Source organism: Rathayibacter sp. AY1F2, assembly GCF_002930885.1.
In the GTDB taxonomy this organism is placed as follows: domain Bacteria; phylum Actinomycetota; class Actinomycetes; order Actinomycetales; family Microbacteriaceae; genus Rathayibacter.
The window spans coordinates 42,264-60,569 of record NZ_PSVG01000013.1; the positions used below are offsets into that span (position 1 = coordinate 42,264).

An 18,306-nucleotide genomic window follows, 5' to 3' on the forward strand; every position below is an offset into this window, starting at 1 on the left:
TCTAGGCCGCATCCGCCCTGGGGAGGAGCGTTCACCCCGCCGGCCGCCGGCGGTCCCCGCCGAGCGTCCCGTCGTGCCCGCTGTCAAGCGGCTCCTCCGCGGCGGCGCCCCTGCCTAGCCTCGGAGGAGGGGGTCGGCGTACGCCGCTCCCGGAGGGATGACGCCATGCGGATCGCGATCGTCGGGGCGACCGGCAACCTGGGGACGGCGCTGCTGCGGCGCCTGCACGGCGAGGCCGGGGTGGAGGAGATCGTGGGCATCGCCCGCCGGGCCCCTCGGCTCCGCTCGGAGGAGTACCGCGACGTGCGCTGGGTCGAGATCGACCTCGCGTCGAGCGTCGCCCCGCGGCGGCTCCGCGAGGCCTTCGCCGGCGTCGACGCCGTCGTCCACCTCGCCTGGGCGCTGCAGCCCAGCCACGACGAGCCGTTCCAGCGGCTGGTCGACGTCGGAGGCACCGCGGCCGTGCTCGAGGCGGTCGCCGCCGCGGGAGTCGGCCAGGTCGCCGTCGCCTCGTCCGTGGGCGCCTACAGCGCGGCGCCGAAGTCGATCCGGGTCACCGAGGACTGGCCCACGGGCGGCCTGCACACCTCGACCTACAGCCGCCACAAGGCCGCGAACGAGCGGCAGCTCGACGCCTTCGAGGAGCGGCACCCCGAGATCGTCGTCACACGCCTGCGCCCGGGGCTCGTCTTCCAGCGCGGAGCGGCGACGGAGATCGCCGGGCTCTTCGGCGGTCCCCACTACCCGACGCGGTGGCTGAAGGCGGTCCGGATCCCGGTCCTGCCGCTGCCGCGGAGCATCGTCTTCCAGGGCGTGCACGCCGACGACGTGGCCGACGCCTTCTGGCGCGCGCTCGACCGGCGCGCCGGCGGGGCCTTCAACATCGCGGCCGAGCCGGTCCTCACTCCGGAGCGGCTGGCGCACGCCTTCGGCGCCCGCCTGGTCACGGTGCCGTTCGGGCTGCTCCGCTCCGTCGTCACCGCGACCTGGCACCTGCGCCTGCAGCGCACCGACGCGGGCTGGCTCGACATCGCGGGCAACGTCCCGGTGATGTCGACCGAGCGCGCCCGCGCCGAGCTCGGCTGGGCGCCGACCCGCACGGCCGAGGAGGCGCTCGCCGAGCTCGTGGCCGGCCTGGCCGACCGCTCGACCGTCCCGGGCTCGCCCCCGCTCCGGGGCTGATCCGGCCGGGAGTCGATCGGAGGCGAGCCCTCCCGGTCAGTCGGCGACGCGGATGAGCACCTTGCCCGTCGCGCCCTGCTCGACCGCGTCGTGGGCGGCCGCGGTCTCCTCGAGCGGGAACCAGGTCAGCGGGAGGCCCGCCTCCTCGCCCACCGGGAGCGCGCCGTCGACGAGCGCCGCGGTGATGTCCTCGGCCGCGGCCTGCAGCGCCTCCTCGCCCACGGTGTAGAGCAGCAGGCCCTGCCAGCGGGCGTTCTTCGCGAAGCTCGCGACGATCGGCACGGTGAACTCGTCGCCGTTGTTGTTCGCGTAGTACCCGATGCTGCCGTGGTTGGCGAGCACCTCGACGTCGAGCGCGGCGTTCTGAGCCGGTGCGACCTCGACCACGTGCTGGACGCCCTGGGGGGCGAGGTCGCGGATCCGGTCGGCGAGCGCGTCGTCCGGGTACTGCAGCACGTGCTGCGCACCGGCCGCGCGGGAGAGCCGCTCCTTGGAGTCGCTGCTCACCGTCGCGATGACGGTCGCCCCGGCCCAGACCGCGAGCTGGATCGCGGCGTGCCCGACGGCTCCGGCACCGCCCTGGACCAGGACGGTGCGGCCGGCGAGGGCGCCGGGGGCGAGGCGGGAGGGGCCGTGCTCGTGCACGGTGAGGGCGCGGTGGGCGGTCATCGCGGGGACGCCGAGGCTCGCGGCGACGTCGATGCCGACGCCCTCGGGCAGGCGCACGACGTGCTCAGCGGCGAGCACCGCCGACTCCTGCGCGGTGCCGGTGGGGCGGCGGTGCGCGGAGAGGTACATCCAGACCCGGTCGCCGACGGCCAGGCCCTCGACGCCCTCGCCGAGCGCCTCGACGACACCGGCGCCGTCCTGGTTCGGCACGACCTCGTCGAACGCGAGGTCGCCGTCGGCGCGCGCCTTCCAGTCGGTCGGATTCACGCCCGACGCCAGGACGCGGACGCGGACCTCGCCGGCGCCCGGCGCCCGCTCCTCCCGGTCGACGAGGGAGAGGACGGAGGAGTCACCGGTGCGGGAGTAGACGATCGATCGCATACGGAGGGCAAGGAGCGCGGGCGGCGGTGTATTCCCGGCGGCACGACGAAGGGCGGCGGGCCCGGAGGCCCACCGCCCTGTCAGCGCCGACGGATCAGTGCTGCACGTCCTCCTGGACGGCGTGCTTGGCCTCGCGGGCCGAGTCCTTCACGTCGTCGGTGGCGGAGGTGCCCGCCTCCTTGACGTTCTGCGCGGCGTCGGTCGCGGTCTCCTTGACGGAGGCGAACGCCTGCTGCGCGGGCTCGCGGAGCTCGCTCGCCGCCTCCTTGGCCGCGTCGGTCACCTTGTCGACGACCGGCTGGGCCTGCTCCTTGACGCGGCTCGCCGCCTCCTTCTCCTTGCTGGAGGCGGGGATGAGCGAGGCGACGAGGAGTCCGGCGCCGAGGGCGATGAGCCCCACGGCGAACGGGTTGCCCTCGGCCTTGGCCTTCGCCGAGCCCGCACCGCTCGAGAGCGAGTCGGAGGCGTCGTGCGCCGAGCCCATCACGCGGTCGCGGACGGAGCCCACGGCCGACTTGACCTTGTCGGTCTGACGCTGCGCGATGGCGGACGGGCTGACCTTCTCGGCCAGCGCGTCGACGTCCCCGCCCAGCTCGAGGCGCGTGCGCTCGATGTCCGCCCGGATCTCCTCGGGTGTCTTGTTCTGTCCTGCGTCGTACGTCATCGTCCTGCCCCGTTCGGCTTGAGGGTGTCGGGAATCTTCTTGAGGGAGTCGACCGTCTCGGGAGCGCCGTCGACCTGCTTCAGGCTCTTGCGGCCCACCGCGTAGAGGATCGCGGCCACGATCGCCCAGATGACGGCCACGACCACTCCGGACCAGCCGTTGCCGATCAGAGTGCCCAGGCCCCACCAGAGGGCGATCGAGAGGAAGAGCACGGCCATCAGCGCGGCGTAGCCCGCCCCGCCGAGGAGGCCCGCTCCCTTGCCCGCCTTGCCGGCGGACTCCTTGAGCTCGGCCTTGGCGAGGGCCATCTCCTGGCGGATCAGCGTGGAGAGGTCGCGCGAGACCTCGCCGAGCAGATCGCCCAGCGACGTCGACCCGGCCCGCTGGTCGGGCGTCTCCGTCGAGCGGTGGACGCCCGTCGGGTCGGTCACAGCCGGCCGCCGTTCGGGAAGCCGCCGTCGAGCGGGTCGGCGACGGGCTCGGTCGGCGCGTAGTCGCGCTCGAGGGAGCTCGAGCCGACGGTGCCGTAGGCGGACGCGACGGGCGCGTCGTACGCGGAGGCGTCGGAGTGCGCGGTGGTCGAGGCGGGGGCGTCGAACTCGGGTCCGTCGGTGCGGGTGCTCGTCGCCTCCTTCTCGTCCTTCGCCTCGGCGGTCAGGGCGCGGATGAGGCGCCCGCCGACGAGTCCCGTCGCCGCGGCGATGAGGATGAAGGCACCCGGGCGGCGGCGGGCGAACGCGCGGACGTCGTCGAGGAGCTCGGACGGGTCGCGGTTCTCGAGCCACGAGGCCACACCCTGCACGCGGGTGGCCGCCTGGGAGACGAGCTTCGCGGCGGCGTTGTCGCTGCCGCCCTCGCCGTTGGCCAGCGCGGTCAGGTCGTCACTGAAGGCGCGGGCGCCCTTGGCGGCGTTCTCCTTCTGGGCGTGGGCCTGCTCGGTGAGCTGGGTGCGGCTCTGGTCGTAGAGGTCCTTGACCTGGACCTTGGCCTCCTGGACCACGTTGGCGGCCTCGTCCTTGCCGGTCGAGAGCACTTCGCTCGCGGCCTGCTTGGCGTCGCCGGCGACGGCGCCGGCCTGGTCCTTGGCGGTGCCCGCGGCGGCGCTCGCCTTCTCCTTCGCGGAGTCGGCCGTGCTGCCCGAGGAGGAGCCGGAGGAGGTGTCCGTGGAGGCGACGTGCGCCCCGCTGTCGATGGGGGTCTCGGTCGCGCCGAAGTTCGCGGCGCCGTCTCCGAACGGAGGTGAAGCGGGATCGATGTTCGACATCGTCTGTCCCTTCCAGGATCGAGTGGGGAATGAATGCGTGCCGGCGTCGCCAGTCTGTTCGGGCCCTCGAGTACCGGGAAGGGCATAGCGGCTGACCCCCCGATGGGGCTACCATCCCGCGCCCACGAGGGCGGGTCCCGAGGGCCCGTGGATCGACTGCTCCGCCGCCGCGTCAAGCCCCTTCTGACCCGCGAACAGGGCTCCCTACCGTCGAGAGGACAGACATCGGACGTCCGCACCCGGATCCGCCCGGCTACCCCGGAAAGGCAACCAGTCATGTTCTTCCACCGTCAGGAACTCCAGTTCACGTCCACGCCCTCGAAGCCCGACGCGGTCTTCGCCCGCCGCTTCCAGGAGGTGCTCGGCGGCCAGTACGGCGAGATCACCGTGGCGATGCAGTACGGCTTCCAGGCCTGGAACGCCCACGACCCGGGCAAGTACCGGGACCTGCTCTTCGGCATCGGCGCCGAGGAGTTCGGCCACGTCGAGATGATCGCCGTGATGATCGCCCAGCTGCTCGAGAAGGCCCCGGTCGAGCAGTCCGAGGACGCGATGAAGAAGGACCCCGTGCTCGCGGCGGTCATCGGCGGCTCCGACGTGCAGCACGCCATCGTGGCCGGCGCCGGCGCGCGCCCCGTCGACAGCATGGGCAACCCGTGGCAGGGCTCCTACATCACCGCCAGCGGCAACCTGCTGGCCGACTTCACCGCCAACGCGAACGCGGAGATGCAGGGTCGGCTCCAGGTCGCCCGGCTTTACCACATGACCGACGACCACGGCGTGCGCGACCTCCTGTCGTTCCTCCTGGCCCGCGACACCATGCACCAGAACCAGTGGATCGCGGCGGCCGCCGAGCTGCGCGCGGAGGGCCGGGAGGACCTGCCCGTGCCCTCGAACTTCCCGATCTCGAAGGAGGAGCGCTCCGTGTCGTACGAGTACATCAACTTCTCGGACGGAGCAGCGGCCTCCGAGGGCAGCTGGGCCTCGGGCCCGACCCCGGACGGCAAGGGAGAGTTCAGCTACCGTGTCGCGGAGCCCGGCGGCAACGTCCCGATGCCCCCGCCCACGCAGCCGGACGAGCGCCTCTACGGCACCGACCCGAAGCCGAACATCGTCGAGAAGGCAGTGGGGGCCGTCAAGGACGCGGTGACGGGCAAGTGAGCGCCGCACGGGTCCTCGGGGCGCTCGGCGCCTCCGCTCTGACGATCGGCCTGCTGGCCGGCTGCACCGGCGACGCCCAGACGCCGTACCAGTCGGGGAGCGCGGTGCCCACCAGCGCCGACGACGGATCGTCGCAGACGCCCACGAACGCGCCCTCGCAGTCCGCTCCGTCCGAGTCCGCCACCCCGGCGACCTGATCCCGCGCCCTCGACCGGCCGGCCCCGGTCGAGGGCGCGAATCATCGCAGTCCAGCGGGCACCCGGGCAAGCCCCTTCCCGCTCCCAGGAAGCGGGCAGTTCCCGGTCCTACGGTCGTGCCAACGATCAGCGAAGGAGGCACCACCATGGGGCTCGATGACAAGATCAAGAACGCCGCTCAGGACATCGCCGGCAAGGCGAAGGAAGCCCTGGGCGACCACAAGAACGACGACAGCCTGAAGGCCGAAGGCCAGAAGGACCAGGCCGCGGCCTCGGCCAAGAAGGCCGGCGAGGACGTCAAGGACGTCTTCAAGTAGGTCTCGGCAGTACCGCGAAGGCGGCGCTCCCCTCGGGGGGCGCCGCCTTCGCTGTTCCCCGGCTAGGGGTGCAAGACGACCTTGATGCAGCCGTCCTCCTTCTTCTGGAAGGTCTCGTAGAGGGCCGGAGCGTCCTCGAGCGGCGCCCGGTGGGTCACGAGGTCCATCACGCCGAGCGGATCGGAGGAGTCCTCCACCAGCGGCAGCAGGTCGTCGATCCAGCGCTTCACGTTGCACTGGCCCATCCGCACCGTCACCTGCTTGTCGAACATCGACTTCAGCGGCATCGGGTCGGCCTCTCCGCCGTAGACCCCGCTCAGCGACACGGTGCCGCCGCGGCGCACCAGGTCGAGGGAGGCGTGCACCGCGGCGAGGCGGTCGACGCCGACCGTGTCCATCGCCTTGCGGGCGATCGGGTCGGGCAGGAGCCCCGCCATCGACTGCGCGAACGAGCCGACAGGCGAGCCGTGCGCCTCCATGCCGACCGCGTCGACGACGGAGTCGGGGCCGCGCCCGTCCGTGAGGTCGCGCAGCTGCGCGGCGATGTCGTCGGACAGGTCGAAGGTCTCCACGCCGTACCGCTCGGCCATCGCGCGCCGCTCGGCGACGGGCTCCACGGCGAGGACGCGGTAGCCGCGGTGGGCGCCGATCCGCGCCGCGAACTGGCCGACAGGGCCGAGTCCGAAGACGACCAGGGTCCCGCCGTCGGGCACCTGCGCGTACTCCACGCCCTGCCAGGCGGTGGGCACGATGTCGCTGAGGAAGAGGTAGCGCTCGTCCGGCAGGTCCGTGCCGACGACGATCGTGTTGTAGTCGGCCAGCGGCACGCGGAGCAGCTCGGCCTGCCCGCCGGGGACCTGGCCGTACATCTTCGTGTAGCCGAAGAGCGCCGCTCCCGAGCCGTACTCGGTGACCTGCGTCGTCTCGCACTGCGACTGCAGCCCTCGGCGGCACATGAAGCACTCGCCGCAGGCGATGTTGAAGGGCACGACGACCCGGTCGCCGGGCTTCAGGGTGGTGACTCCGGAGCCCACCTCCTCGACGACGCCCATCGGCTCGTGGCCGAGCACGTCCCCGCGGTCGATGTAGGGCCCGAGGAGGCGGTAGAGGTGCAGGTCGGAGCCGCAGATCGCGGTCGAGGTGATCCGGACGATCGCGTCGGTCGGCTGCTGGATGCGGGGGTCGGGGACGGTCTCGACCGAGACCTTCTCGATGCCCTGCCAGGTGAGTGCTCGCATGCTCGTGTCCGTTCTCCGGCTCGCGCCGGTCGGGGTCGGTGTCCCTCCACCGCACACCCGGAGGGCGCCGAGGGGGAGGGGCTTGACGCTCCCCGGAGCGTTCCCGAGGGGGATTCCCGGGAGAACGCACGGACGTGCATCCCGCGTTCACCCGACTCACGGCGGCCGAGTGGTGGGATGGGGGGATGGATGCTCTCTACACCGCCATCGCCCACGCCTCCGGTGGAGGACGCGACGGCCACGTCCGCACCGAGGACGACCGTCTCGACCTCGACACCCGCGCCCCGCAGGAGCTCGGCGGCTCCGGCGAGGGGACCAACCCCGAGCAGCTGTTCGCGGCCGGCTACTCCGCCTGCTTCCTCAGCGCCCTGCACGGAGCCGGTCGCCAGCTGAAGATCGACACGACCGACGCGGCCGTCTCGGCCAGCGTCTCGATCGGGAAGAACGACTCCGACGGCTTCGGCCTCTCGGTCGAGCTCGACGTCTACGTGCCGAAGGCGAGCTCCGAGGACGCGCAGAAGGTGGCCGATGCGGCGCACCAGCTCTGCCCGTACTCCAACGCCACCCGCGGCAACATCCCCGTGCAGATCAACCTGGTCGACTGACCGGGACCTCTCGACGGCCCCTCCCGGACTCCGGGCAGGGGCCGTCGTCGTGTCCGGGGGCGGTCCGTTAGGGTCGGGGCATGACCGAGGAGCTGTCGCACGAGGAGCCGTCGCACGAGGAGTCCCTGGCGCGGGCCGAGCTCGTGCAGATCCGTCAGAGCATCGACAACATCGACGCGGCGCTGATCCACCTGCTCGCCGAGCGCTTCAAGTTCACGCAGAAGGTCGGCCGGCTGAAGGCCGCGCACGGGCTGCCCGCCGCGGACCTCGAGCGCGAGGCCCGCCAGATCGCGCGGCTGCGGGCGCTCGCCGAGGAGTCGCACCTCGACCCGGCGTTCGCCGAGAAGTTCCTCGGGTTCATCGTCGCCGAGGTCATCCACCACCACCAGCGCATCGCCGACGGCGCCGAGGACTGAGGCTCAGCCCTCGATCCGCAGCAGCCCCGCCGTGCGCTCGCGCAGCACGCCGAGCAGCAGCGGGTAGTCGGGGAAGAGCTGGTCGCGCCGCAGCGTCGGCACCCGCAGCCCGAGGGGGACCTCCGTGACGCGGCCGTTCGTCTCGGTGAGGGTCAGGCGGAGGCTATGGCTCCCCGTCGGGCTCGAGGCGACGACCGAGCGCAGAGCCTCGAGCGGGAAGACCAGCCCGTCGATCTGGATGGCCGACTCCGACACCACGATCGAGCCCGGCAGCCCGGGCCGCAGCGCCAGCCGCGCGGCGACCAGCCCGAGCGGGAGGGAGAGCGCCACGACGACCGCCCCCAGCGCGATCTGCGCGCGGTCGCCCGACGGGGATCCCGCGAGGGCGACGGCCAGGACGCCGGCGGCGAACGCCTCCGTGGCGACGACGACCAGGGCGACCGCCCGGCGCTGGAGCGGAGCGCGGTGCGGCCGGAAGCGGACGGCCGAGGCGGGCCCGGCCAGAGCGGGCGGCAGGGCGTGGCGGACGCGGGCGGCGGCGCCGAGGTCGGCGAGCAGGGCGGCGAGGTCCTCCGGGCGGAAGTGGCCGCAGCGCACCTCGACTCCGTCGCCGCGGCACCAGGCGACGAAGCCGTCGCCGTCGGCGGACTCGAGGAAGCGGACCGACCGGCGGGGCCACTGCTCGCGGCGGCGGCGGCCGCGCATCAGCACGACCTGCGTCTCGGTCGTCATCACGCGGGTGGGGGAGACGACGAAGAGCGAGACCGCCGAGGCCAGTCCGATGACGACGGTGAGGGCGAGGAGCCCGAGCGCGAGCACCGACTCGTCGAGGACGCCGCGGCGGTCCGCGAGGACGGCGAACGGGATGAGCACGGCCGCGAGGCCGGCGCCGAGGAGCCGCAGGAGGAGGGCGCGGAGGCGCCGCAGGACCGATGGGCCGTACACCCGTCGCGTCCGGATCGCCATCGGTTCCGACTCCATCGCGTCAGGCTAGCCCCGGCCGGGGCCGGTCGCCCGGAGAGGCGGGGCGGTGGCGCGATCCTCGCGCCACCCGTCCCCGGTTCGGGGGAGGAGTGGCGCGAGGATCGGCCTACGCCTCCGCGGTGCGGTGCAGGGCGCGGACCGAGACGACCCGGCGGCGGGCGATCGCGGCGACGGTGAGCAGCAGGCCGAACAGCAGCCAGATCACCAGGCCGACGACGGCGCCGGCCGTGCCGTCGGTGCCCTCGACCACTCCGGACAGCGCGTTCTGCGCCGCCGAGAGCGGCAGGAACCCGAGCACGTCGTCGAACAGCCCGGGGACCGTCGAGATGATGCCCGCGCCGAGCGCGATCACCGCCGCGACCATCGCGAGGAAGCGGCCGATCCCTCCGAGCAGGGCGACCAGCCCCTGGTTCACCGCGGCGAACGAGGCGCCGGTGAGCATCGCCAGGAGGGCGAAGCCGACCCAGCGGCCCGGCTCCAGGCCCGCGACCCCGCTCATCACGATCGCGACCGCGAGTCCCTGCACCACGCCGATCACGAGCGCCGGCACGTAGGAGGAGAGGGCGAGCGCCGCGGAGGATCGGGTCGAGGAGAGCGCGCGGTGCGAGAACGCGGCGAGCACCAGGAACGTCGCGAGGGCGCCGAGCCAGAGGGCGATCGTCGCGAAGAACGGGACGCTGGAGGCTCCGAACAGGTCGGTCGCGCTGCTCGCGTTCTCGACCGGGTCCGAGACGACGTCGGCGAGGTTCGTCGACTCCGACTCGGTGTAGGTCGGGAGCTGCGCGACCGCGGCGTCGAGGCCGGTCGCGAGCGTGCGGGTGCCGTCGGCGAGCTGCACGGCGCCGTCCGAGACCCCGCTCGCGCCGTCGGCGAGCTGGTCGGCTCCGTCGGCGGCGGAGGAGGCTCCCGTGGCGAGGTCGGCGGCGCCGCCCGCGGCGGTGGTCGCGCCGGTCGCGAGGTCGCGGGCGCCGGCCGCGGCGGCGGTGGCGCCGGTCGCGAGCTGCGCCGACCCGGCCGCCGTGGTGTCGAGGCCGTCGGCGAGCTGGGACGCTCCGCCCGCGGCGTCGTCCGCGCCGTCGGCGAGCTGCGTCAGGCCGCCGGACAGCTGTCCGATGCCCCCCGAGAGAGTGCGCGCGCCGGTGGCGGACTGCCCGACCGCGTCGATCAGCGAGGGCTGCCCGTCGCCGCCGAGGCGGATGCCCGCGTCGATCCCGGCGACGGCTCCCGCGGTCGTCGTGGCGAGGGTGGTCGCGCCGGTGGGTCCGTCGGCCGAGGCGATGACGGCGCGCGCGGCGAGGCACTGCGTCGTCTCGCAGCCCTCGAGGGCGGCGCTGAGCGCCTCGAAGGTCCCCGCGGTGGCGGCGGCGGCGCCGGCGCTGAGTGCGGCGACCTGCTGGGTCCCGTCGCCGGTCCTCACCACTCCCTCCCTCAGCTGGTCGAGCCCGTCGGCCAGGTCGGAGGCGCCGCCCTGCAGCGCGGTCGCCCCGGTCGCCGAGTCGCGGGCGCCCGTCGCGAGCTGTCCCACTCCGCCGGAGAGGCCGCGCGCACCGGTGGCCAGCTGCGCGACTCCGCCGGAGAGGTCGGAGGCCCCGGTGCCCAGCTGCCCCACGCCGTCGGCGAGGGACGAGGCTCCGGTGCCGATCTGCCCGACGCCGTCCGAGAGAGAGGAGGCGCCGGTGGCGAGCTCGTCGATCCCGTCGGCGAGGCTGCTCGTGCCGTCGGCGAGGGTCGAGGCGCCGGTGCCGAGCTGGTCGGCGCCGTCGGCGAGCGTGCCCGCGCCCTCGGCCGCCTGGCCGATCTGCTCGTTGAGGGTGTTGAAGCCGACGTAGACGTTCTCGAGGTAGGCCGTGGTCAGCTGCGTGTTGAGCAGCGAGGTGGCGGTGCTGGTCACGGTGGCCGAGATGGCGTCGTCGACGAGCTTGGCCTTCTCGCTGGTGGCGATGTCGATGGTCGCCTTCGTCGCCTCCGCGGCGTCGCCGGAGTACGAGGTGGCGGCGGCGGAGAAGGAGGAGGGGATCGTCACGACGGTCGCGTAGCTGCCGTCGGCGAGGCCCTTGGCGGCGTCGTCCTTGTCCGTGAGGACCCAGGTGAAGTTGCCCGTCGAGTCCGAGCCGGAGACGTTGGGCACCGGGGTCGTGCTCGCGGACGGCGTCGCGCTCGCCGAGGGGGTGGAGGAGGGGGCGTCCGAGCTCGCGGAGTCGGTGCCGCCCGTCACCAGGCCGGCCGCGAGCTGGCGCCCGAGCGGCACGGTCTGCCCGTTGATCTCGACCGGGGTGTCCTCGTTGACCACGGCGGCCGTGATCGTGTCGAGGCGCTCGGTCGGGTTCCAGAGCGCCCACACCAGGAGGCCGCCGATGACGAGGGGGACCAGGACGATCCCGAGAAGGGTCAGCCAGGACACCTTCTTGACGCCGCGGGGGCGTTCGAGGGAGAGGAGAGCCATCTGTCAGAGGACCTTTGCGATCGCGCGGCGCTCGGCCGCGGGCGAGACCGCGAGCACGCCGCGGTCGGAGGGGAGGAGGTCGTCGAGCGCCTCGGCGTCGACGGAGGAGGCGACCACGGTGAACGCGTCGTCGGCGGCGCGGGCGGCGTCGAGCTCGGCCCGGATCGCGCCGCGCAGCTGCGGGTCGGTGACCGTGTCGAGGTCGTCGAGCACCAGGATCGGCGGAGCCGACTCCAGGGCCGACCGGACGTCGGCGACGGGGTCGGCGGCTCCGGCGAGGCGCACCAGCCCGACCCGGCCGCGCACGGCGGCGGAGCGGATCGGCACGACCAGGCCCGCGACCTTCAGGCGCCCGGAGTCGGGGGCGAGCCGGCCGGCGATGCTCAGCAGCAGCGCGGTGCGGCCGGAGCGGTGCGGCCCGTGGACCACGAGGGAGGAGCCGGGAGCGACCCGCAGCGAGACGCCGCTGTAGACGGGACCGTCGGGTCCGTCGAGGCGGAGGTCCTCGGCCGCGATCACGTCCGTGGATCCGGGCTCCGGCCAGTCGGCCAGCGCGAGCTCCTTCGTGAGGCCCTCGCCCTCGACGTCGAAGGACGGCAGGACGCGGTCGAGCCAGCGCGGCATGTGCCAGGCGCGGTCGCCGAGCAGGTGCAGCACGGCGGGCACCAGCGTCATCCGCACGATGAACGCGTCGACGAAGACGCCCACGGCGAGCCCGAGCGCGATCGGCTTGATGTTGGTGTCCCCCTCCGGCACGAAGGCGGCGAAGACCGAGAACATGATGACCGCGGCGGCCGTGACCACCTTGGCCGAGCCGACGAAGCCCGACTCGACAGCGGCGCGCGCCGGCCTCCCGTGCACGTAGTCCTCGCGCATCCGCGAGACCAGGAACACCTCGTAGTCCATCGCGAGGCCGAAGAGCACGCCCATCAGGATGATCGGCATGAAGCTGATGATCGGGCCCGTCTTGTCGACGTGCAGAGCGTCCGAGAACCATCCCCATTCGAACACCGCCGCCACGGCGCCGAAGGACGCACCGACCGACAGCAGGTAGCCCAGCGTCGCCTTGATCGGCACCCAGAGCGAGCGGAACACCATCGTCAGCAGCACCAGCGACAGGCCCACGACGAGCAGGCCGAACGGCAGCAGGGCCTTGGCGAGAGTGTCCGAGATGTCGATCCCGACCGCGGTCTGGCCGGTCACCGCGAGGTCGACGCCGTACTCCTGCTGGAAGTAGTCGTGCTTGTCGCGGATCTCGGCGACCAGCGCCTTGGTGGCCTCGGAGTCGGGGCCGCCCTCGGGAATGACCTGGATGATGCCGGTGTCGGCGGTCTCGTTGGGCGTCGCGAGCGGCACCGAGGCGACTCCGTCGAGCTTCTCGATCTCGCCCTTGAGGTCGTCCATCAGGCCGAGCGGATCGGTCGAGCCGATGATCGTGCCGGTGACGATGAGCGGGCCGTTGTAGCCGGCGCCGAAGTTCTCGGCGAGCAGGTCGTAGGTGGTGCGCGCGGGAGTGCCCTCGGCCTGGTAGCCGGCGTCCGGCAGGGCGAGGCGGAGGCTGAGCGCCGGGATGCTCGCGACGCCGAGCACGCCGATCACCGCGATGATCGTCACGATCGGGAAGCGCGTGACGACGCGGACCCAGCCGCGGAAGAACCCGCGCGGGACCTCGGCGTGCACGTGCCCGCCGGGGGAGGCGGTCGCCGCCTCCTCGTGCGCCTCGGTGTCGACGTGGGTGCCCGCGGCGGCGGCGGCCTTCGCGGCCTTCTTCTTCGCGCGGCGCTCCTTCGGGCGCAGCCGCGCGCCGGCGAAGCCGAGGAGGGCGGGGGTCAGGGTGAGCGCGATGACCACGGCGATCGCGACTCCGCCCGCCGCTGCGACGCCCATCGTGGTGAGGAACGGGATGCCCGCGACCGAGAGGCCGACGAGCGCGATGATCACGGTCAGGCCCGCGAAGACGACGGCGGAGCCCGCGGTCGCGGTCGCCCGCGCGGTCGACTCCTCCGGGTCCATGCCCTGCTTCAGCTGGTCCTGGTGGCGGCTGATGATGAAGAGGGCGTAGTCGATGCCGACCGCCAGGCCCAGCATCAGCGCCAGGAGCGGCGTGGTCGAGGAGATCGAGGCGAAGCGGGTGGCGATGAAGATGGCCGACATCGAGAGGGCGACGCCGAGCAGTGCGGTGACCAGCGGCATGCCGGCGGCCAGGAACGAGCCGAAGGTGAGCACGAGGACGACGAGGGCGACCACGAGGCCGATCGCCTCCGTGATGGTCACGCCGGGGAGGTTCTGGGCGAAGAGGTCGCCGCCGAGCGAGACCACGGACCCGGCGGGCAGCGCGTCCTGGAGGGTCGTCGCCTCGGCCTTCAGCGCGTCGCGGCTCTCGGGGCTCGTGGTGGTGGCGGAGCCGTCCATCTGGGCGGTGATGACGAGGGCGTTCCCGGCGTCGGAGATCGTGCCGGAGACGCTGTCGGAGTAGGGGTCCGTGACGGCCGCGACCTCGTCGACGTCGCCGAGCGCGGCGACCGCGTCGCTGACGGGGCCCTTCACGTCGGCGTCCTGGACGCTGCCCCCGTCGGGCGCGACGACCACGTACCGCGCGGACGTGCCGCTGACCTGGGGGAAGGTGCGCTCGAGCTGGTCGAGGGCGGTCTGCGACTGCGTGCCCGGGATGGAGAACGTGTTGTCGGTGCCCTGGTTGAGCAGCAGCGCCCCTCCTCCGCCCGCCACCACGATCAGCAGCCACAGGACGGCGACGAGGCGGTGGGCGCGGTACACGCGACGACCGAGACGGTAGAGCAGCGACGACACGCGGTCTCCTGACGATGGGTGGGGAGGGTGGCGATACGTCTCTGTACCAGGGCGGAGCCGGGCTCCGATACACGAGCGTATCCGATACAGGACCGTATTCGATACGTGAATGTATCGGATAAGGTGAACGGCGTCGAAGGTGTTGACAGGGCGGGCAGGAGGCTGGTGATGACGGCGATCGACTCCACCCCTCCCGAGACCTCCCGCCGCGGCCGCACCCGCGAGCGCCTGCTCGACGCGGCCTACGACGTCTTCGCCGAGACCGGCGTGCACAGCGCGTCCGTCGAGCAGATCTGCGAGCGCGCCGGGTTCTCGCGCGGCGCCTTCTACTCCAACTTCTCCAGCAAGGAGGAGCTGTTCTTCGCGCTCATGGAGCGGGAGAACGGCGCCCGGGTTACCGCCCTCGTCGAGCAGATGGACCGTACGATCCCGCGCGTCGTCTCGGCCGACGAGCCGCTGACGGCCGAGACGCTGGCCGTGGTCATCCTCGACTTCCTCCAGGGTCCTGCCACCGACAACCGCCGCTGGTGCGTGGTCGAGTCGGAGTTCGAGCTGCTCGCGCTCCGCGACCCGCGGATCGCTCCGCAGTACCGCGACTTCCGCGCCGGCTTCGACGCCTCGCTCGTGCAGATCGTGCACGGGGCGCTGCGCCAGGTGCGCCGCGAGTTCTCCCTCGAGCCCACGACCGCCGTGCGCCTGCTGGTGGCGGGCTACGACGACGCGGTCAAGCAGTCGATCCTCGAGGACGAGTCGGAGCCCGAGTCGCTCGAGCGCCTGCGGGCGACGCTGACGGCGATCGTCCTCGCGATCTCGTCCGCCGACGCCTGAGCCGGGCCGGCTCTCGCGACGGCGGCCGCCGTACCCGCCGGCCGAGTCCGCACCCGGCGGCCGAGCGGCCGCTGGGGAGTGCCGGGTCCGGTCCCCGCTCCTCCGCCCGCGCGACGAGGATGGACCCATGGAACTGCGTCAGCTCGAACACTTCCTCGCCGTCGCGAAGGAGCAGCACTTCACCCGCGCCGCGAGCGCCCTGCAGATCTCGCAGTCGGGCCTCTCGGCGTCGATCCGTGCGCTCGAGAGCGAGCTGGGCAGCCCCCTCTTCACCCGCAGCACGCGCCGGGTCGAGCTGACGCCGGCCGGCCGGGCGATGCTCGCGGAGTCGGAGCGCTCGGTCGCCAGCGCGCTCGCCGCCCGCGACGCGGTTCTCGCCGTGCAGGGGGTGCTCCGCGGGAGCCTCGCGGTCGGCACGGAGGAGTGCCTCGGCGGCGTGCACCTGCCGCGCGAGCTCGCGACCTTCCGCGAGCAGCACCCGGGAGTCGCGCTCCGGCTGATCCACGAGGGGTCCGGCACGCTGCTCGACTCCGTCGCCGCCGGCCGCCTCGACCTGGCGCTGGTCGCCGACATCGGAGCCGTGCCGGGCGGCGTGCGGACGATGCCGCTGGCGAGCGAGGGCTTCGCGGTGCTCGTGCGCCCGGGTCACCCGCTCGCGAGCCGCGTCGGCTGCCGCATCCCGGACCTGGCGGGCGAGACGATCGTGGGGCTGCAGGAGCACTGGGCGGCGAGTCACCTCGCGGCGCGGGCGTTCGCGGCGCACGGTCTCGCGTTCGAGGTCGAGCTCGAGGTGAACGACGTGCACACGCTGCTCGACCTGGTCGAGTACGGCATGGGGATCGCGGTCGTGCCGGCGCACTTCGCCGAGAAGCGCCCGGCCGGGCTGCGGGCGGTGGCGCTCGCCGATCCGCTCCTGGTGTGGCGGACGATGGTGGCGGTGCCGGAACGGCCGAGCGCCGCGGCCCGCGCGTTCGTCTCGGCCCTCCCGCAGCCGCTGCAGGACGCGGTCTGAGTCGGATCGCGCTCGCAATGGAGGAGGGACCAGCGCCGAGATCCCGCGATCCGCGCCGGACCGGTGCCTCGACCGGATCCCTCCTCCGTCATGAACGGGCTCAGTCGAGCGAGGCCAGCTCCTCGGGCGTGAGCTCCAGGTCGGCCGCCGTCGCGGAGTCGCGGATGCTCTCGGGGCGGGAGGCGCCCGGGATCGGCAGCACGACCGGGGCCTTCGCCAGCTCCCAGGCGAGGCAGACGACCTGCGGCGTCACGCCGCGGGCCTCGGCGACCGCCGCGAACGCGGAGTAGCGCGAGCCGAGCTCGCCCGCCGAGGAGATGCCGCCGAGCGGGCTCCACGGCAGGAACGCAAGTCCCAGCTCGGCGCAGAGCTCGAGCTCCGGCTCGCTGGAGCGGAACGACGGCGAGAACTGGTTCTGCACCGAGACCAGGCGCTCGCCGAGGATGCCGTGCGCCTCGCGGATCTGGTCAGGGTCGGCGTTAGAGATGCCCGCTCGGAGGACGACGCCCTCGTCGAGCAGCTCGGCCAGCGCTCCGATCGAGTCGGCGTAGGGGACCGCCGGGTCGGGCCGGTGGTACTGGTAGAGGCCGATCGCGTCGACGCCGAGGCGCTTCGCGGACGCGCGGGCCGCCTCCTTGAGGTACTCGGGGCGGCCGTCCTGGTCCCAGGGGCCGGGCTCGCGCCGCAGGTGGCCGCCCTTGGTGGCGACGAGCACGGCGGAGGTGTCGCCGCCGTAGCTGCGCAGCGCCTCCGCGATCAGCAGCTCGTTGTGGCCGAGGTCGTCCTGGGTGGCGAGGTGGTAGGCGTCGGCCGTGTCGATCAGGGTCACGCCGGCGTCGAGGGCGGCGTGGATCGTGGCGATCGAGCGCTCGCGGTCCGGGCGGCCCTCGATCGACATCGGCATGCCGCCGAGTCCGATCGCGCCGACCTGGAGGTCGCCGAGAGTGCGCTGCTTCATGAATGCTCCTTCGCAGTGGGGTGGGTGGTCACCAGGCGTAGTCCTCGGGGGCTGTCCGGTGGCCGGGGAAGATGTCGTCGAGGCGCGCGAGGGCCTCGGCGTCGAGGGTGATGTCGACGGCGGCGACGGCGCTCTCGAGCTGCTCGAGCGTCCGCGGCCCGGTGATCGGACCGGTGACGGCGGGCTGGTGGAGGAGCCACGCCAGCGCCAGCTCGCCGGGCGCCTCGCCGCGCTCGCGGGCGAACGCCTCCCACTGCTCGAGCGCGGGACGGTGCTCCTCGATCGCGGCGAGGGTGCGCTCGGAGGAGCGGCGCCCGCCCTCCGCGGTCTTCTCGAGCACGCCGCCCAGCAGTCCGCCCTGCAGCGGCGACCAGGGGATGACGCCGAGCCCGTAGTGCAGCGCGGCGGGCAGGACCTCGCGCTCGACGTCGCGGACGAGCAGGTTGTAGATCGACTGCTCGGAGGCGAGGCCGGTGAAGTGGCGGGCGCGCGCCGCCTCCTGCGCCTGGGCGAGGTGCCAGCCGGCGAAGTTGCTGGAGCCGACGTAGAGAACCTTGCCCTGCTGGACGGCGACCTCCATCGCCTGCCAGATCTCGTCCCAGGGCGTCGTCCGGTCGACGTGGTGGAACTGGTAGAGGTCGATGTGGTCCGTCTGCAGGCGGCGGAGGCTCTCGTCGAGCGCGCGGCGCAGGGTGAGCGCCGAGAGGCGGCCGCCGTTGGGCCAGGAGTCGCGGCCGCGCTCGGCTCCGGGAGCGGCGAACTCGCCCATGTCGCCGAAGACCTTGGTCGCGAGGACGGTGCGCTCGCGGCGCTCGCCGCCCTGCGCGAACCAGCGGCCCACGATCTCCTCGGTGGCGCCGCGGCCGGCCTCGCCTCCGTACACGTTGGCGGTGTCGAAGAAGTTGACGCCGAGCTCGTGCGCGCGGTCCATGATCGCGAACGAGTCGTTTTCCTCGGTCTGCATGCCGAAGTTCATGGTGCCGAGGACGGTGCGGGAGACGGACAGGCCGGTGCGGCCGAGGTGCGTGTACTGCATGGTCCCAGTCGACTCCGGTTCGGGCCGCGTGTCCAACAGGTGCTCGGCATGGGTGCGATCGACGGGGGAGGTCAATCGGGGGCGCGCCGTCCAGGGGCCACCCCGCGCCCCGCCTCGGGCCTGCGCGTCGGCCGGGTCCAGCG

At 73.3% G+C, this 18,306-nt stretch carries 18 protein-coding genes; 8 read left to right on the forward strand and 10 right to left on the reverse strand.

Translation table 11 applies throughout. The annotated features are described in order from the left end of the window. Window positions 1–165: 165 nt before the first annotated feature. Window positions 166–1,182 (forward strand): NAD-dependent epimerase/dehydratase family protein, encoded by a 1,017-nt coding sequence (locus C5C54_RS11175; RefSeq protein ID WP_104288361.1) that lies wholly within the window; start codon window positions 166–168, stop codon window positions 1,180–1,182. Between the two features lie 36 nt (window positions 1,183–1,218). Here C5C54_RS11175 and C5C54_RS11180 read toward each other — a convergent pair whose 3' ends face one another. The 4 genes from C5C54_RS11180 to C5C54_RS11195 all read right to left on the reverse strand — a co-directional run bounded on the left by C5C54_RS11180 (window position 1,219) and on the right by C5C54_RS11195 (window position 4,160). Beyond that, window positions 1,219–2,232, reverse strand: a complete 1,014-nt coding sequence (locus tag C5C54_RS11180) for an NADPH:quinone reductase (RefSeq protein WP_104288362.1) — start codon at window positions 2,230–2,232, stop codon at window positions 1,219–1,221. 94 nt (window positions 2,233–2,326) lie between these two features. After that, entirely contained in the window at window positions 2,327–2,896 is a 570-nt protein-coding gene (locus tag C5C54_RS11185; protein WP_104222768.1) for a DUF3618 domain-containing protein, read from the reverse strand. Next, window positions 2,893–3,327, reverse strand: coding sequence for a phage holin family protein (locus C5C54_RS11190; RefSeq protein ID WP_104222767.1), 435 nt, complete (start codon window positions 3,325–3,327; stop codon window positions 2,893–2,895). The genes C5C54_RS11185 and C5C54_RS11190 overlap by 4 nt, the downstream gene beginning before the upstream one ends. Then, window positions 3,324–4,160 (reverse strand): hypothetical protein, encoded by an 837-nt coding sequence (locus C5C54_RS11195; protein ID WP_104250666.1) that lies wholly within the window; start codon window positions 4,158–4,160, stop codon window positions 3,324–3,326. The genes C5C54_RS11190 and C5C54_RS11195 overlap by 4 nt, the downstream gene beginning before the upstream one ends. A gap of 276 nt (window positions 4,161–4,436) precedes the next feature. Here C5C54_RS11195 and C5C54_RS11200 point away from each other — a divergent pair, with 276 nt between their 5' ends. The 3 genes from C5C54_RS11200 (at window position 4,437) to C5C54_RS11210 (ending at window position 5,835) form a co-directional block, all read left to right on the forward strand. Further along, the gene (locus tag C5C54_RS11200; RefSeq protein WP_104222765.1) at window positions 4,437–5,321 is read left to right on the forward strand and encodes a manganese catalase family protein; all 885 of its coding nucleotides are present in this window, start codon (window positions 4,437–4,439) and stop codon (window positions 5,319–5,321) included. After that, on the forward strand, window positions 5,318–5,518 hold the full coding sequence (locus C5C54_RS11205; RefSeq protein ID WP_104222764.1) for a hypothetical protein: 201 nt from the start codon (window positions 5,318–5,320) through the stop codon (window positions 5,516–5,518). Before C5C54_RS11200 ends, C5C54_RS11205 begins: the two co-directional genes overlap by 4 nt. Window positions 5,519–5,664: 146 nt before the next feature. Further along, window positions 5,665–5,835 carry a CsbD family protein gene (locus C5C54_RS11210; protein ID WP_104222763.1) on the forward strand — a complete coding sequence of 57 codons (171 nt, stop codon included), beginning with the start codon at window positions 5,665–5,667 and terminating at the stop codon, window positions 5,833–5,835. A gap of 62 nt (window positions 5,836–5,897) precedes the next feature. On the opposite strand, the gene C5C54_RS11215 is transcribed toward C5C54_RS11210, so the two are convergent. After that, on the reverse strand, window positions 5,898–7,073 hold the full coding sequence (locus C5C54_RS11215) for a zinc-dependent alcohol dehydrogenase (protein WP_104247475.1): 1,176 nt from the start codon (window positions 7,071–7,073) through the stop codon (window positions 5,898–5,900). Window positions 7,074–7,258: 185 nt separating this feature from the next. Between C5C54_RS11215 and C5C54_RS11220 the strand changes: the two genes are divergently transcribed. Further along, the gene (locus C5C54_RS11220; protein ID WP_104222761.1) at window positions 7,259–7,678 is read left to right on the forward strand and encodes an organic hydroperoxide resistance protein; all 420 of its coding nucleotides are present in this window, start codon (window positions 7,259–7,261) and stop codon (window positions 7,676–7,678) included. 80 nt (window positions 7,679–7,758) lie between these two features. Then, the gene (locus C5C54_RS11225; protein WP_104222760.1) at window positions 7,759–8,094 is read left to right on the forward strand and encodes a chorismate mutase; all 336 of its coding nucleotides are present in this window, start codon (window positions 7,759–7,761) and stop codon (window positions 8,092–8,094) included. Window positions 8,095–8,097: 3 nt separating this feature from the next. On the opposite strand, the gene C5C54_RS11230 is transcribed toward C5C54_RS11225, so the two are convergent. The 3 genes from C5C54_RS11230 to C5C54_RS11240 form a co-directional block, all read right to left on the reverse strand. Next, the gene (locus tag C5C54_RS11230) at window positions 8,098–9,075 is read right to left on the reverse strand and encodes a hypothetical protein (protein WP_146078823.1); all 978 of its coding nucleotides are present in this window, start codon (window positions 9,073–9,075) and stop codon (window positions 8,098–8,100) included. A gap of 109 nt (window positions 9,076–9,184) precedes the next feature. After that, window positions 9,185–11,521 (reverse strand): YhgE/Pip domain-containing protein, encoded by a 2,337-nt coding sequence (locus C5C54_RS11235; protein WP_104288364.1) that lies wholly within the window; start codon window positions 11,519–11,521, stop codon window positions 9,185–9,187. Between the two features lie 3 nt (window positions 11,522–11,524). Next, the gene (locus C5C54_RS11240) at window positions 11,525–14,329 is read right to left on the reverse strand and encodes an MMPL family transporter (RefSeq protein WP_104222757.1); all 2,805 of its coding nucleotides are present in this window, start codon (window positions 14,327–14,329) and stop codon (window positions 11,525–11,527) included. Window positions 14,330–14,497: 168 nt separating this feature from the next. Between C5C54_RS11240 and C5C54_RS11245 the strand changes: the two genes are divergently transcribed. Continuing rightward, window positions 14,498–15,157: a TetR/AcrR family transcriptional regulator gene (locus C5C54_RS11245; protein ID WP_104288365.1), complete on the forward strand. Its 660-nt coding sequence runs from the start codon at window positions 14,498–14,500 to the stop codon at window positions 15,155–15,157. A 127-nt stretch (window positions 15,158–15,284) separates the two neighbouring features. Beyond that, window positions 15,285–16,169, forward strand: coding sequence for a LysR family transcriptional regulator (locus C5C54_RS11250; protein WP_104222755.1), 885 nt, complete (start codon window positions 15,285–15,287; stop codon window positions 16,167–16,169). 100 nt (window positions 16,170–16,269) lie between these two features. On the opposite strand, the gene C5C54_RS11255 is transcribed toward C5C54_RS11250, so the two are convergent. Beyond that, window positions 16,270–17,127 (reverse strand): aldo/keto reductase, encoded by an 858-nt coding sequence (locus C5C54_RS11255; protein WP_104239446.1) that lies wholly within the window; start codon window positions 17,125–17,127, stop codon window positions 16,270–16,272. A 28-nt stretch (window positions 17,128–17,155) separates the two neighbouring features. Continuing rightward, window positions 17,156–18,163: an aldo/keto reductase gene (locus tag C5C54_RS11260; protein WP_104288366.1), complete on the reverse strand. Its 1,008-nt coding sequence runs from the start codon at window positions 18,161–18,163 to the stop codon at window positions 17,156–17,158. Between the last annotated feature and the right edge of the window lie 143 nt (window positions 18,164–18,306).